Below are 14357 nucleotides of genomic sequence, written 5' to 3'. Positions count from 1 at the left end.
CGCCCCGCGGTCCCTCTTCCCCCGACGACCCCTGATTCCCCTGGAGTCCCCCGCTATGACAGCAGTCCACTCGCACAGTGCGGAGGCCGCGGCGAGCCCGGCCGCACTCCACTTCCCTCCCGGTTTCGTCTGGGGGTCGGCCACCGCCGCCTACCAGATCGAGGGCGCCGCGGCCGAGGACGGCCGCACCCCGTCGATCTGGGACACCTTCAGCCACACCCCCGGCCGGGTCCTCAACGGGGACACCGGGGACATCGCGGCGGACCACTACCACCGCTACCAGGACGACGTGGCGCTCATGAGCGACCTCGGCCTGGGCGCTTACCGCTTCTCGATCTCCTGGTCGCGGGTGCAGCCCACCGGCCGCGGCCCGGCCGTCCAGCGCGGCCTGGACTTCTACCGCCGGCTCGTCGACGAGCTGCTGGCCAAGGGCATCACCCCCGTGGCGACCCTCTACCACTGGGACCTGCCGCAGGAGCTGGAGGACGCCGGCGGCTGGACGGTCCGCCAGACGCCCGAGCGCTTCGCGGAGTACGCCGAGATCGTCGCCGGGGCACTCGGCGACCGGGTGCCGTACTGGACCACGCTCAACGAGCCGTGGTGCTCGGCGTTCCTCGGCTACGGCTCGGGCGTGCACGCGCCGGGCCGGACCGAGCCGGAGTCGGCGCTGAAGGCCGCGCACCACCTCAACCTGGCGCACGGCCGGGCGATCGGGGCGCTGCGCTCGGTGCTCCCCGCCACCGCGCAGACCTCGATCACCCTCAACCTGCACCAGGTGCGGGCCTTCAGCCAGTCGGCCGCCGACCTGGACGCGGCCCGCCGGATCGACGCGGTCGGCAACCGGGTCTTCCTCGGCCCGATCCTCGGCGACGGCTACCCGGCGGACCTGCTCGCCGACACCGGCCACCTCGTCGACTGGGACGCGCTGGTGCGCCCGGGTGACCTGGAGGAGATCGCCCGCCCGATCGACCTGCTCGGCGTCAACTACTACACGCCGACGCTGGTCTCCGACGGCCGGGAGAGCACCGACCTGCCGCGCAACGACGGCCACGGCGCGAGCGACTACTCACCCTGGCCCGGCTCGGAGCACGTCGCCTTCCACCTCTCGCCCGGCGAGACCACCGCGATGAACTGGGCGGTCGACGCCAGCGCGCTGTACGACCTGCTGATGCGCGTGCACCACGAGCACCCCGACCTGCCGATGATGGTCACCGAGAACGGCGCCGCCTACGACGACTACGTCTCGCCCGAGGGCACCGTCAGCGACCCGCGGCGGATCGCGTACCTGCGCGGCCACCTGTCCGCGGTGCACCGCGCGCTGGCCGACGGCGCCGACATCCGCGGCTACTTCCTGTGGTCGCTGCTGGACAACTTCGAGTGGTCCTACGGCTACAGCAAGCGCTTCGGCGCGGTGTACGTCGACTTCGGCACCCAGCGCCGCGTCCCCAAGCAGAGCGCCCACTGGTACGCGGAGGTGGCGCGCACCAACGCCCTTCGGGGTCCGTCGGAGGAGGCCGACGGGGCCTGAGGGGGCGAAAGGGCTCCGGCCGTCGCGAACGAGGGTGCGCGACGGCCGGAGCCCGCTGCCGTCCTGCCCCGTGGGGGGAGGGCAGGAAGGCGTCCGGTGCTGCCGGTGCCCGGGTCAGCCGGTGTAGGAGCCGAGGGCCTTGGCGAAGTCGCCGTCGGACTGGGTGATGGAACTGCACGTGGCGTCGGCGTATCTCTGGGCGCCGCCGGCGCACTGCTTGTCGCGGGTGGCCGACCACATCGACAGCCAGGCCAGGCCCTTGGACGTGGCGAAGTCGGCGAGCTTGCCCGCGTCGGCGACGGTGAAGGTCTCGCTGCTCACGTCGTTGACGCCGATCATCGGGGTGACCGCGACCGCGTGCCAGGCGTCGGTGTCGGACAGCCCGAGCACGCTCTTGACCTGGGCCTGCGTGGCGGTGGCGCCGTCGATGGCGTACTGCCCCATGTCGCCGGTGTACGAGGAGCCGTAGTCCATCGCCATGATGTTGACCGCGTGCACGTCGACGCCGTTGCTCTTGGCGTCGGAGAGCACGTCGATGCCGTCCTGGGTGAGGCCGCTGGGCATCGCGGGCAGCGTGTAGGAGACCTCCAGGCCGCTGTGGCTCGCCTGGAGCTGCGCGATCGCCTGCGCCCGGCGGGTGTCGGCGGCGGTGTCGGTGAGCGCGCCGCCCTCGATGTCGAAGTCGACCTTGGTGAGCTGGTAGGTGTCGACGACCTTGCCGTAGGCCGCCGCGAGGTCGCTGGCCGAGGAGCAGGCACCGGCCAGTTCGGTGCCGTTGGCGCCGCCGAAGGAGACCCGTACGTCGCCGCCCGCCGCGCGGACCGCGCCGATCTGGGCGGCCACCGCGTCGCTGTCGAGGTCGGTGACGCCGCCCCACTTCGGGGTGCAGCCGCCGCCGGAGACGACGAAGGCGAGGTTGAACTGCTTGACGCCGTTCGCCTTCATCGCGCCCGTCAGGTCGTAGGCGGGGTAGAGCGAGGTGTCGACGTAGGGGGCGAAGCCGCCGGAGCCGGCCGAGCCGGCGCCCGGGCCGGAGTTCGAAGTGGGCGTGGCGGTGGGCGTGGCGGTGGGGGTCTGGGTGGGCTGCGCCGTGGGGGTGGCGGTGTCGGTGGGGCGGCCGGTGGGCGCGGTGGTGGGGTCGTCGTCCACCGAGCACTTCGCGCCGTTGATGGTGCAGTCCGCGGGGGCCGCGGCCGGGGAGGTGCCGCCGCCGGTGACGTTCGCGGTGAAGCCGACCTCGGCCTTCGCGCCGGGCGCGACGGTGTGGTTCCAGCTGTCCGGGGTGACCGTCACGGTCTGCCCGGAGACGGTGTACTGGCCGTTCCACAGCGTGCCGATGGTCGTACCGGACGGCAGCCGGAAGGTGAGCGTCCAGCCGTCCAGGGGGCTGCTGCTGGAGTTGCTGATCTCGTACTGCCCGGTGTAGCCGGTGGTCCAGTCGCTGGTCGTGGAGTACGCGGCCGCGACGGTGGCGGCGCTCGCGGAGCCGGCGAAGGCGAACGCGCCGCCCGCGGCGGCCGCCGCCACGACGGTCGCGCAGAGCACCTGCGTCCTGCGGCCGGGACGGCGGCGGTGGGTGGTGGGTGCCATGGCTGCCTGCCTTGCACTCGAAGGGTGGGGGCGGGCAGCACGCTAGCGGGCACCGAACGGACAAAAGCCCAGTTCAGGGCCGCCGGGCAGGTTCTTAGGGCGGGCTTAAGGAAGCGGAAGGGACGGCTTAACGATCGGCTCGGCGAGCGGTGCCGGGGGCACTCGGCGCTCGCTGAGCGGCCGGGCGCCGCGGGCCCGGCCGGGTCAGGAGTTCCGCGACGAGGTCAGGTGCGCGAAGACGACCACGTTCGACTCGTAGTCGCGCGTCTTGTGGTCGAAGACGCCGCCGCAGGTGATCAGCCGCAGTTGCGCGTCGGAGGTGTCGCCGTACACGCGCTGGTCGGGGAAGTCGTCCTTGGAGAAGGTGTCGACCTCGTCCACGGTGAAGTCGGCGACCGAGCCGTCCGTACGGGTGATGTCGACCGGGTCGCCCTTGCGCAGGTAGGACAGCAGGTAGAAGACGGCGGGGCCGGTCGTGGTGTCCACGTGGCCGGCGACGATCGCGTTGCCGCGCTCGCCGGGGGTGACACCGCCCTGGTACCAGCCGGCGAGGTTGCGGTCGGCGGCGGGCGGCGGCTGGAGCACCCCGGTGGCGTCCATCGACAGCGGGGTGAAGGGGGCGTTCACCCCGATGGTGGGGATGGAGATCTTCGTCGGGACGGAGCGCGGCAGCGACGGGCCGGGGGTGGCCCCCATCGTCACCGTCGGGTCGGGCGAGGAACCCGAGGCGGCGCTCGCCGCGGGCGCGGGCATCGGCGCGCCGATGGCGCTGCCCGTGTCGGAGGAGCCGAAGGAGCGGAACACCAGGAACGCGCCGAGCAGCGTGGCCCCGATCGCCCAGTGCATCACCCGGGTGCCGCGGTCCCGCACCGGCGGCGCGTCCGCCGGCCGTGGCTCGCGCTGCGGCTGCTGCCTGCTCATACGGTGCTGCCCTTCTGACGGTCCGCGGGATGACGGGTGCCGCGCGTACGCGGGAGGGACGAGGTGGTGCGGCTGCCGCGGGCGGGACGGGGGACGGTCCCGGGCAGCCGGGCGGCCGGGCGCGGTGCGGGACGGCACGCGCCCGGCCGCCGGTGGGAGGTCCCGGCCGGGTTCCGGGACGCGGCCGCCGCCGTACCGCGACGGCGGCCACTGCCAGGTCCGGCTCGGGTCCGGCTCAGGTCCGGTTCAGCCGCGGTTCTTCCCCCGGCCCGGGCAGCCGGAGGGGGGAACCGGAGCGCGAACCGGTCAGGCCAGGGCGCCGGCCGCGGCCGTACCGCGACGGCGGCGCAGGACGTACGCACCGGCGCCGAGGCCGCCGAGCAGCAGCACCGAACCGGCCGCGAGGCTGCTGCCGCCGGCCGCCGACATGCCGCCGCCACCGGTGTGCATGCCGCCGTGCGGCTTGTGCCACTGGCTGTCGTCCGAGCCCTGGCCGGACTCGTCCTGCGAGCTGTCGCTGCCGGACGAGTGCGAGTACTTACCGGAGTCCGACGAGGAGGAAGAGGAGGAGGACGAGGAAGAGGACGACGACGAGCCCTGGCCGCTCGGGTCGTAGATGTTGACGGCACCCGCGGCGTGGGCGGCCGGAGCAGCGAGGGCGAGGCAGGCGGTGAGCGCGGCTCCGGCCACGAGGGTGCGGGCAGTACGCATGGGGACGATTCCTTCCGCCGCCGACATACGCCGGCTGACAACATGTCAGCCCGACAAGCGCAGTGGCGACAAGATCACCGTCAGCCAGTCCCGGCGGGCCCGCCACCGGAGATCGCCGCATCAGGGTGACCGGGTCCGCTCTTCGGGTGGCAGACGCCGCCACCTGCCTGGTTCGGTCACTCTCCAGGGCGGGGCACCCGCGTGACGGGTGATTCGACCCGCACAGTGGGCGTGCGGCGGGCGACGCCCGCGGGCCGCGCCCGGCGGTCGCCTGAGTGCGCCTCAGGAGCGCGGGGCGGCGGCCGCCCACCCCCGAGCGAGAGGACGCCCATGTCACCGGAGCCGGTACGCGAACCGCGCCGAGGCAGCGACCGCCGGAACCTGCTGCGCGCGCTGACCGGAGGCAGCGCGGCTGCCGCGCTGGCGCTGGCCGGCCCGCCCGCCGAGGCCGCCGCTGCCTCCGCCGCCACCTCCGCCACCGCCTTCGGCGGCTCCGGCACGGCCCCCGGCGCCGGCGCCGACCCGTTCGCCGCGGAGGCGTTCCGCGCGGTCGGCGGCGGGCGGGTCCGCGAGTACTGGGTCCAGGCCGACTCCTTCGCGCACAACGCCGTGCCCAACGGCCGCGACGGCATGACCGGGATGGCCTTCACCGCGGACCGCACCACCTACCAGGCGATCGGCTACCGCGCCTACACCCCCGACTGGGCGGAGCCGCTGCCGGCCGACCTGGGCCCGCAGGGCATCGGCCCGAACAGCGGCATCCCCGGCCCGGTGCTGCGCGCCGAGGTCGGCGACGTGCTGCGGGTGCACTTCCGGAACAACGACGCGCACTACAAGTGGCCGCACAGCATGCACCCGCACGGGGTGCGGTACGCCCCGGCAAGTGACGGCGGCTGGATGGCGGATGACCCCGACTCTCCCGGAACGGCCGTGCCCTACGGCGGGAGTTACACCTACACCTGGACCTGCGTGCCCAGTTCGGTGGGGAGTTGGCCCTACCACGACCACGCGGCGCCGCAGACGCCGCCGCAGCCCGCCGGGGGCTCCGGCGGCACCACCCCGCCCCCGGCCCACGACTCGATGAACTCCCGCGCGCTGGGCGGCAGCGGCCCGGTCATGGAGATCGGCGCGGAGCTGGGGCTGTTCGGGATGATCGCGGTCACCGACCGGCAGACGCCGGACGTCGACCGGGAGTTCGTGCTCTTCTTCCACGACCTGTCCGCGAACGACGCCACCGGCCTGAAGCAGGACCTCTCGCTGTGCAACGGAGGAGCCTTCGTCGACAACGCCCCCACGTTCACCGCGCGCGAGGGCGAACGGGTCCGGTGGCGGGTCGCCACGCTCGGCAACTCCTTCCACGTCTTCCACGTCCACGGCCACCGCTGGCTGAGCCCCGCCGGCTGGACCGACTCCCAACTCCTCGGCCCCGCCACCACGTTGACGGCCGAGTACCTGGAGGACAACCCGGGCGACTGGCTCTACCACTGCCATGTGGCGGCCCACATGATGCACGGGATGGCGGGGAGGTACCGCGTGACGCGGTGACCGACCCGCCCGGCTGCCCCGTCCGACCGGTCCGGGGACCGCCCGCCCGCGGACGGGGCAGCCGTCACGAGGTCAGGCGCGGCGGAACGCCTCCGTCAGGGCGGTGCGCAGCACGGACTCGGGGTCGGGGCGGGGGCCCTCGGAGCGCCAGGCGACGAAGCCGTCCGGGCGGACCAGCACCGCGCCCTCCTCCCCGATGCCGTGCAGCCCGCAGAAGTCGGGCGCGGGTCGCGCCGGACCCCCGGGCCCGGGTCGCGCCGACTCCGCCCGTTCCGCCTGTCCCGCCCGTTCCGCCTGTCCCGCCGAGTCCGCCTGTCCCGCCGAGTCCGCCTGTTCCGCCGGGGGCAGGACCTTCAGTTCGCGGCCGAGCCGGTAGCAGGCCAGCGGCACCCCGATCCGTTCGGCGGCCAGCCGCGCCGCGTCGTACCAGGCGCCGCCCGCCGGGCCGGTGAGCAGCACCGGCGTGCGCTCGTAGAGGTCGAGCGTGGAGATCCGCTCGCCGCCGCACCGCACCCACACGTGGGGTGCGCGGCCGCCGGGCACCGCGCGGGGGCTGAACTCGTCCGGTACGGCGGGCTGTCCGGGGTCGGCGCCGAGCACCGCGCCGCCCGGGTAGCGGTAGCCGAGCACCGCCGGCATCATCCCGGACCGCGGCCCGCCGGCGACCGGCGCGGCGTCGTACCCGGGGTGGCTGTGCTCGGCGGAGCGGGCCGACGCGCGGGCGGCGGTGGCCAGCGCGACCGGGCGCCGCTCGGCGTCGTAGCTGTCCACCAGGCCCGGCCCGGCCCACCCGGCGAGCACCGCGGCGAGCTTCCAGGCGAGGTTGTGGGCGTCCTGGATACCGGTGTTGGAGCCGAACGCGCCGGTCGGCGACATCTCGTGCGCGGAGTCCCCGGCGAGCAGCACCCGGCCGTGCCCGTACCGCTCGGCGACGCGTTCGGCGGCGTGCCAGGGTGCCTTCCCGGTGATCTCGACCTCCAGGTCGGGCACGCCGACGGCGGTGCGGATGAGGTGTGCGCAGCGCTCGTCGGTGAAGTCGTCGAGGGTCTCGCCGTCGTCGGGCCGCCAGGGCGCGTGGAAGACCCAGTCCTGGGCGTTGTCGACGGGCAGCAGCGCACCGGGGCTGTCGGGGTTGGTGAGGTAGCAGACGATGAAGCGGCGGTCGCCGACCGCGTCGGCCAGCCGCTTGGCGCGGAAGGTGATGCTGACGTTGTGGAAGAGGTCGCCCGGCCCGGTCATCTGGATGCCGAGGCGCTCGCGGACCGGGCTGCGCGGCCCGTCGGCGGCGATCAGGTAGTCCGCGCGGACGGTGCGCGAGGTGCCGGAGGCGCGGTCGGTGATCTCGGCGGTGACGCCGTCGGCGTCCTGCGCGAAGGACACCAGCTCGGTGCCGAAGCGGATGTCGCCGCCCAACTCGCGGGCGGCGGCGAGCAGTACGGGCTCCAGGTCGTTCTGGCTGCACAGGCACCAGCCGCTCGGGCTGATCCGGGACAGCGCGCCGCCGGGGTCGATCGTGCGGAACAGCCACTCCTGCTCGGCGCCGGTGAGGGTGTCGGCCTGGAGGATGCCGTGGTTGTCGGCGAGCACGGACGCGGCCGCGCGCACCCGGTCCTCGACGCCCGCGGCGCGCAGCAGTTCCATGGTGCGGACATTGTTGCCCCGGCCACGCGGGTGGTGCGAGGTGCGGGCATGCCGTTCGACGAGCAGGTGCGGCACGCCCAGGCGGCCGAGGAAGAGCGACGCGGACAGGCCGACGAGGGAGCCGCCCGCGATCAGGACGGGCACGCGGTCGTCGGTGTGCCCGTCGCGGCCGGGCGGCGGCGCGGGGTGCGGGGCGTTCGTCATGGGGGTCTCCCGGAGTGGGGGGGTGGGGTGGGGGCGCACGCGGCGGCGGGGCCGGGCCCGCGGCCAGGGGATGCTTCCCGGTGGTTCCCTTCCCTGCCGGGGCGCTCCGCGGGCCGGGCCGGGCCGTGCTTCACTCTGCCGCCTCACGTGCCGCGCACGATTCCCGCCCGGGCGTGAGCATCGGAACCAGGCGGCCCGGCCCCGCGCATACGGCAGAACGCATATGCGGCAGGCACCACCGCCCGCGGCGGCCCACCGCGCCCAGCGCCCTCGGCCGCGCCCCGCCAACAGCACATCCGACGGCACCACCGCCCCCCGAGGCACCGGCACCGCCGCCCCGCCCGGGCCCGGCCCACCGCCGTGCGCACCCGCCCCACCCGAGAGGAACGAACTCCCGTGACGACTCTGGACGACCGGCTCGCCCCGCCCCCTTCCGCCGCCGCCCCGCCCACCGCCCGGCTGCGCGTCGTACTGCTGCTGGACGTGCTCGACGGCAGGCAGGAGAACTTCCTGGCGGCGTACGAGCAGATACGGCACCAAGTGGCGGCCGTGCCCGGCCACATCAGCGACCAGCTGTGCCAGTCGCTCGGCAACTCCTCGCAGTGGCTGATCACCAGCGAGTGGGAGGGCAGCGAGCCGTTCCTGGAGTGGGTGGAGAGCGCCGCGCACCGCACGATGGTCGAGCCGCTGCACGGGTGCGTGCGGGACACCACGTCCCTGCGGTTCCTGGTCGCCCGGGAGACCCCGGAGCAGGGTGCCGCACAGCCGCGCGGCGCCGCGTCCGCCGGTCCGGGCGCCGTCCCCGTCACCGGTTCGGCCGCCGGTCCGACCGCCGGTTCGGCCGCCCGCTCGTACACGGGCTCGGGCAGGCCGGCCGACGAGATCGACCCGCTGCCCGCGCCGCCGCTGTGCTCGAACGGGGTGGTGCGGCACGCGATCACCTTCACGGTGAAGCCGGGCAGCGAGGCCGAGGTGGCGAAGCTGCTGGCGGACTACCGCGCCCCGCAGCCCCAAGTGGACGACACCACGCGGTTGTTGCGCACCTCGCTGTTCATGTACGGCAACCGGGTGGTGCGCGCGGTCGAGGTGGCCGGCGACCTCGGCAACGCGCTGCGGCATGTGGCCGCGCAGCCGGAGATCCGGGCCGTGGAGCAGGCGATCAACCCCTACCTGGAGGAGGAGCGCGACCTCACCTCGCCCGCGTCGGCGCGCGCCTTCTTCGCCCGGGCGGCCCTGCCTGCCACCGGCCACGAGACGGACCCGGCCCTGGCGTCCGGCGCCGGCAGCGGCGAGGCCGGCGAGATCAGCGAGGCCGGCGAGGGGGGCGGGCCGCTGACCCGCCTGGCGTTCCTGTACCCCGTACGGCCCGGCCGCGGCGCCGACGCCGCCCGGCTGCTGGGCGCCCTCGACGCCGAGGCCGCCGCCGACCCGGCGCACCCGCTGGCCGCGGCCACGGTCTTCCGGCGCGAGGACACCGTGGTGCGGGTGGTCGACGTGCGCGGGCTGCCCTCCGACGGCCCGGCCGCACCCGCCGCCGACGGCGACCCCGCCGCTGTGCTGCGCGAGCTGCTCGTGCCGGGCGGCCCGGCCGACCCCACCGGGCTCGGCCTCGGCGGCCACCCGATGACGCCGGTCACGGACCGGACCTCGCACTGACACCGGCCGCGGGGACCCGCGGGTCCCCGCGCACCGCAGCACCCGAAGCACGCGGAGCACGCGAGGCGCGTGCGGTGCGTGCGGCACCACCCCCCAGCCACAGCCCCGGCCCCAGGAAGGGCCGGGCGATTTCGAAGGACATCGAGGAGCCGCCATGACGAACGACGTGCGCATCGTGCACCTGGACGACACCAGCCCCAACCGCCGGCGCGGCGGCGACCTGCGGGCCCTGATCACGCCCACCTCCTGCGGCGCGACCAGCGGCTTCATGGGCGTGGCGATCATGCAGCCCGGCGAGCGGATCGGCGAGCACTTCCACCCGTACTCCGAGGAGTTCGTCTACGTGCTCAGCGGGCAGCTGGAAGTGGACCTGGACGGCGTGAGCCACCCGCTGCGGCCGGAGCAGGGCCTGCTCATCCCGATCGACATGCGGCACCGCTTCCGCAACGTGGGCGACACCGAGGCCCGGATGGTCTTCCACCTCGGCCCGCTCGCGCCGCGCCCGGAGCTGGGCCACGTGGACACCGAGGAGGGCGAGGAGAACGGGTCCACCGGGCAGTCCGGCCGCGAGCCGGCGGCGGAGGTGGCCGGAGAGGTCGACCTCGCGCCTCCCGACCCGGCGAAGGCACAGGCGTGAAGCGCCCCGGCGGGCCAGGCCCCGGCCCGGACGGGAGCCGGCGGGTCGCCGTCACCGGCGTCGGGGTGGTCGCCCCCGGCGGGATCGGCGTACCGGCCTTCTGGGACCTGCTGACCGCCGGCCGGACGGCCACCCGCGGCATCAGCCTCTTCGACCCGGCCGGCTTCCGGTCCCGGATCGCCGCCGAGTGCGACTTCGACCCGCGCGCCGCCGGGCTCAGTGCCGCGCAGGCCGAACGCGCCGACCGCTACGCCCAGTTCGCGCTGGTCGCGGCGCGCGAGGCGATCGGCGACAGCGGGCTCGACCTCGCCGCGCAGGACGCGTGGCGGGTCGGGGTGTGCCTGGGCTCCGCGGTCGGCGGCACCACCCGGCTGGAGCGCGACTACGTCAAGGTCAGTGCGTCCGGCAGCCGTTGGGACGTCTCCCCGGAGGCGGCCGGCGCGCACCTGCACCGGGCGTTCCAGCCCAGCGCGCTCGCCTCGGAAGTGGCCGAGGACATCGGCGCGCACGGCCCGGTGCACACCGTCTCCACCGGCTGCACCTCCGGCCTGGACGCGGTCGGCCACGCCTTCCACGCCGTGCAGGAGGGCCGCGCCGACGTGGTGGTGGCCGGGGCGGCGGACTCGCCGATCTCGCCCATCACGGTGGCCTGCTTCGACGCGATCAAGGCCACCTCGACCCGCAACGACGACCCGGCGCACGCCTCCCGCCCGTTCGACGCCGACCGGGACGGCTTCGTGCTCGGCGAGGGCTCGGCGGTGCTGGTGCTGGAGGAGTGGGAGCACGCGCGGGCGCGCGGCGCCCGGGTGCTGTGCGAGCTGCGCGGCTTCGCGACGTTCGGCAACGCCTACCACATGACCGGGCTGACCACCGAGGGCCGGGAGATGTCCCACGCCATCGACCGGGCCCTGGCCGACGCGCGGATCGACCGCACCGCGGTGGACTACGTCAACGCGCACGGCTCCGGCACCAAGCAGAACGACCGGCACGAGACCGCCGCGGTCAAGCGCTCGCTGGGCGAGCACGCCCGCACGGTGCCGATGAGCTCGATCAAGTCCATGGTCGGGCACTCGCTCGGCGCCATCGGCGCGATCGAACTCGCCGCGTGCGCACTGGCGTTGCAGCACGACGTGGTGCCACCGACCGCCAACTACGAGACCCCCGACCCGGAGTGCGACCTCGACTACGTGCCGTGTACCGCGCGGCAGGTCCGGCTGAGGTCCGTGCTGTCGGTCGGCAGCGGTTTCGGCGGCTTCCAGTCCGCGGTGGTCCTCGCCCACGCCGAGAGGAGTGCGTCATGAGCGGGTCCGGCAGCGCAGAGCGGACCGCGGTGGTCACCGGGCTCGGCGTGGTCGCGCCGAACGGCGTCGGCAGCGAGGCGTTCTGGAAGGCGGTCCAGCAGGGCACCTCGGTGCTCGGCCCGGTCCGCCGGGAGGGCTGCGAGCAGCTGCCGCTGAAGGTCGCCGGGCAGGTCCAGGGCGGCCCGGACGGCTTCGACCCGGGCGGGCTGGTCGAGGAGCGCTTCCTCGTGCAGACCGACCGGTTCAGCCACCTGGCCATGGCCGCCGCCGAACTCGCCCTGGCCGACGCGCACCTGGCGGCCGACCCGGACGACCCGTACGCGATCGGCGTGGTCACCGCGGCCGGCTCCGGCGGCGGCGAGTTCGGCCAGCGCGAGTTGCAGCAACTGTGGGGCAGCGGACCGCAGTTCGTCGGCCCCTACCAGTCCATCGCCTGGTTCTACGCGGCCAGCACCGGCCAGATCTCGATCCGCGGCGGGTTCCGCGGGCCGTGCGGGGTGCTCGCCGACGACGAGGCGGGCGGCCTGGACGCCTTCGCGCACGCGGCCCGGACCATCCGGCGCGGCACCGACGCGATGGTCACCGGCGCCACCGAGGCGCCGCTCGCGCCGTACTCCGTGGTGTGCCAGCTCGGCTACGGCGAGCTGAGCCTGGCCGGCGACCCGCGCCGCGCCTACCTGCCGTTCACCGACGACGCCCGCGGCTACTCCCCCGCCGAGGGCGGCGCGATGTTCGTGGTCGAGGAGGAGGCGGCGGCCCGGCGGCGCGGGGCGCGGGTGCGGGCGGTGGTCGCCGGGCACGCGGCGACCTTCACCGGCACCCGCTCCTGGCGGGACTCCCGGGAGGGACTGGCGCGCGCCGCCCGCGGCGCCCTCGCGTCGGCCGGCTGCGCCCCCGCGGACGTGGACGTGGTCTTCGCCGACGCGCTGGGCGTGCCCGCGGCCGACCAGGCCGAGGCGCTGGCCATCGCCGACGCGCTCGGGCCGCGCGCGGCGACCGTGCCCGTCACCGCCCCCAAGACCGGCTTCGGCCGCGCCTACTCCGCCGCCTCGGCACTGGACGCCGCGGCGGCGGTACTCGCCCTCGAACACGGCGTGGTGCCCCCCACCCCGAACGTGGCCGAGGTGCGGCACGACCTCGACGTGGTCACCGGCGAGGCACGTGTCATCCCGCTGCGCACCGCCCTGGTGCTCAGCCGCGGGCTGATGGGGTGCAACGCGGCGATGGTGCTGCGCGCGCCCGATCCGGCCCGCTCCCCCCACTGAACCCGATCCCCTGAACCCGATCCCCACCGAATCCCCCCACCGAAGGAGCACCCCCATGGACGAGCAGCAGACGGACCCGCGGCGGAAGACGACCGCGGACGGCCCCGTCACCTTCGACGAGCTGGCCGACCTGATGAGAAACCGGGCCGGGCTCGCGGTCGAGCCGCACCAGTTGGCGGCCGACCCGGCCACGACGTTCGAGGAGTTCAACCTCGACTCCCTCGGGCTGCTCGGCATCGTCGCCGAGCTGGAGAAGCGCTACGGGCGCCGGATCGGCGACGACGCCGAGACGTGCAAGACCCCGCACGTGTTCCTGGCCACCGTCAACTCCCAGCTGAAGGCGGCCGCGGCCTGACCCGCACCCGTCCGCCGCAGCGCACGCGGGCGCCGCACCGGAACACCGGCGCCCGCGCCGTACGCACGCACGCACCAGACAAGGAGCGCAGCTCATGGCAGCACCGACCGCAGGCCACACCGAGAACTCCATCACCATCGCCGCCCCGGTGGACCTCACCTGGGAGCTCACCAACGACCTGGAGAGTTGGCCGCAGCTGTTCAGCGAGTACGCCGCGGTGGAGGTCATGGAGCGCGACGGCGACCGGGTCACCTTCCGGCTCACCATGCACCCCGACGAGAACGGCACCGTGTGGAGCTGGGTCTCCGAGCGGGTGATGGACCGCCGCAACCTGACGGTGCGCGCCCGGCGGGTGGAGACCGGCCCGTTCGCGCACATGGACATCCGCTGGGAGTACGCCGAGGTGCCCGGCGGCACCTCGATGCGGTGGGTGCAGGACTTCGCGATGAAGCCGACCGCGCCGGTCGACGACGCGGAGATGACCGACCGGATCAACCGCAACTCCGTGATCCAGATGGAGCGCATCCGCGAGCGCGTCGAGAAGCGGGCCGCCGAACGCGGGCTGACCGCGATGCCGCCGCGCACCGCGGAAAGGGCGTGAGGGCGATGCACCGCAGCCTGATCGTGGCCCGGATGAAGCCGGACGCCGCGGCCGCCGTCGCCGAGGAGTTCGCCGCGTCCGACCGGGGTGAGCTGCCCGGGCTGATCGGAGTGACCGGGCGCAGCCTGTTCCGCTTCCACGACGACCTCTACCTGCACCTGATCGAGGCCGAGCGGCCGCCGGGGCCGGAGGTCGCCCAGCACGCGCGGCACCCGGAGTTCCGCCGCATCAGCGAGGCCCTCGCGCCGTACGTCTCGGCGTACGACCCGGTGACCTGGCGCGAGCCCAAGGACGCGATGGCCCAGGAGTTCTACCGCTGGGACCGCGCGTAGGCGCTCGTCGGGCAGTGACGGCACCGCGAAAGCGGGTGGTCCCGGAAGGTACGGGGCCACCCGCTTCGTG

The 14357-nt window shown here is 74.9% G+C and carries 13 protein-coding genes; 9 read left to right on the top strand and 4 right to left on the bottom strand.

Features of this window, described 5'->3' with window-relative positions; all coding sequences use genetic code 11:
* Nucleotides 1-55 precede the first annotated feature (55 nt).
* Nucleotides 56-1528 carry a GH1 family beta-glucosidase gene (locus WA788_RS16185; protein ID WP_335977882.1) on the top strand — a complete coding sequence of 491 codons (1473 nt, stop codon included), beginning with the start codon at nucleotides 56-58 and terminating at the stop codon, nucleotides 1526-1528.
* A gap of 114 nt (nucleotides 1529-1642) precedes the next feature.
* On the opposite strand, the gene WA788_RS16180 is transcribed toward WA788_RS16185, so the two are convergent.
* From WA788_RS16180 to WA788_RS16170, 3 genes are all read right to left on the bottom strand, one after another.
* The gene (locus tag WA788_RS16180) at nucleotides 1643-3118 is read right to left on the bottom strand and encodes a glycoside hydrolase family 18 protein (RefSeq protein ID WP_335977881.1); all 1476 of its coding nucleotides are present in this window, start codon (nucleotides 3116-3118) and stop codon (nucleotides 1643-1645) included.
* 204 nt (nucleotides 3119-3322) lie between these two features.
* A complete protein-coding gene (locus WA788_RS16175; RefSeq protein WP_335977880.1) occupies nucleotides 3323-4039 on the bottom strand; it encodes a class F sortase in 717 nt (238 codons plus the stop codon).
* Nucleotides 4040-4345: 306 nt separating this feature from the next.
* Nucleotides 4346-4750 carry a hypothetical protein gene (locus WA788_RS16170; protein WP_335977879.1) on the bottom strand — a complete coding sequence of 135 codons (405 nt, stop codon included), beginning with the start codon at nucleotides 4748-4750 and terminating at the stop codon, nucleotides 4346-4348.
* Nucleotides 4751-5080: 330 nt separating this feature from the next.
* Here WA788_RS16170 and WA788_RS16165 point away from each other — a divergent pair, with 330 nt between their 5' ends.
* Complete coding sequence (locus WA788_RS16165) at nucleotides 5081-6295, top strand: multicopper oxidase domain-containing protein (RefSeq protein ID WP_335977877.1); 1215 nt, start codon at nucleotides 5081-5083, stop codon at nucleotides 6293-6295.
* A 72-nt stretch (nucleotides 6296-6367) separates the two neighbouring features.
* Here the strand turns inward: WA788_RS16165 and WA788_RS16160 are convergent, their stop codons facing one another.
* The gene (locus WA788_RS16160) at nucleotides 6368-8140 is read right to left on the bottom strand and encodes an FAD-dependent oxidoreductase (protein WP_335977876.1); all 1773 of its coding nucleotides are present in this window, start codon (nucleotides 8138-8140) and stop codon (nucleotides 6368-6370) included.
* 396 nt (nucleotides 8141-8536) lie between these two features.
* Between WA788_RS16160 and WA788_RS16155 the strand changes: the two genes are divergently transcribed.
* The 7 genes from WA788_RS16155 (at nucleotide 8537) to WA788_RS16125 (ending at nucleotide 14287) form a co-directional block, all read left to right on the top strand.
* Nucleotides 8537-9796 (top strand): SchA/CurD-like domain-containing protein, encoded by a 1260-nt coding sequence (locus tag WA788_RS16155; protein ID WP_335977875.1) that lies wholly within the window; start codon nucleotides 8537-8539, stop codon nucleotides 9794-9796.
* 154 nt (nucleotides 9797-9950) lie between these two features.
* Nucleotides 9951-10433: a cupin domain-containing protein gene (locus WA788_RS16150; protein ID WP_335977873.1), complete on the top strand. Its 483-nt coding sequence runs from the start codon at nucleotides 9951-9953 to the stop codon at nucleotides 10431-10433.
* Nucleotides 10430-11734: a beta-ketoacyl-[acyl-carrier-protein] synthase family protein gene (locus WA788_RS16145; protein ID WP_335977871.1), complete on the top strand. Its 1305-nt coding sequence runs from the start codon at nucleotides 10430-10432 to the stop codon at nucleotides 11732-11734. The genes WA788_RS16150 and WA788_RS16145 overlap by 4 nt, the downstream gene beginning before the upstream one ends.
* Nucleotides 11731-12999 carry a beta-ketoacyl synthase N-terminal-like domain-containing protein gene (locus tag WA788_RS16140; RefSeq protein WP_335977868.1) on the top strand — a complete coding sequence of 423 codons (1269 nt, stop codon included), beginning with the start codon at nucleotides 11731-11733 and terminating at the stop codon, nucleotides 12997-12999. The genes WA788_RS16145 and WA788_RS16140 overlap by 4 nt, the downstream gene beginning before the upstream one ends.
* A gap of 55 nt (nucleotides 13000-13054) precedes the next feature.
* A complete protein-coding gene (locus WA788_RS16135; RefSeq protein WP_335977866.1) occupies nucleotides 13055-13354 on the top strand; it encodes an acyl carrier protein in 300 nt (99 codons plus the stop codon).
* Nucleotides 13355-13448: 94 nt separating this feature from the next.
* Nucleotides 13449-13955: an SRPBCC family protein gene (locus WA788_RS16130; RefSeq protein WP_335977864.1), complete on the top strand. Its 507-nt coding sequence runs from the start codon at nucleotides 13449-13451 to the stop codon at nucleotides 13953-13955.
* A gap of 5 nt (nucleotides 13956-13960) precedes the next feature.
* Nucleotides 13961-14287, top strand: coding sequence for a TcmI family type II polyketide cyclase (locus tag WA788_RS16125; protein WP_335977862.1), 327 nt, complete (start codon nucleotides 13961-13963; stop codon nucleotides 14285-14287).
* The last annotated feature ends 70 nt before the right edge of the window (nucleotides 14288-14357 follow it).

Origin of the sequence: Streptomyces sp. CA2R106 (assembly GCF_037034245.1) — a bacterium.
Taxonomy (GTDB): Bacteria; Actinomycetota; Actinomycetes; order Streptomycetales; family Streptomycetaceae; genus Actinacidiphila.
The sequence above is the reverse complement of the archived record's forward strand: the minus strand, read 5'-3'. Positions and strand labels throughout refer to the sequence as shown.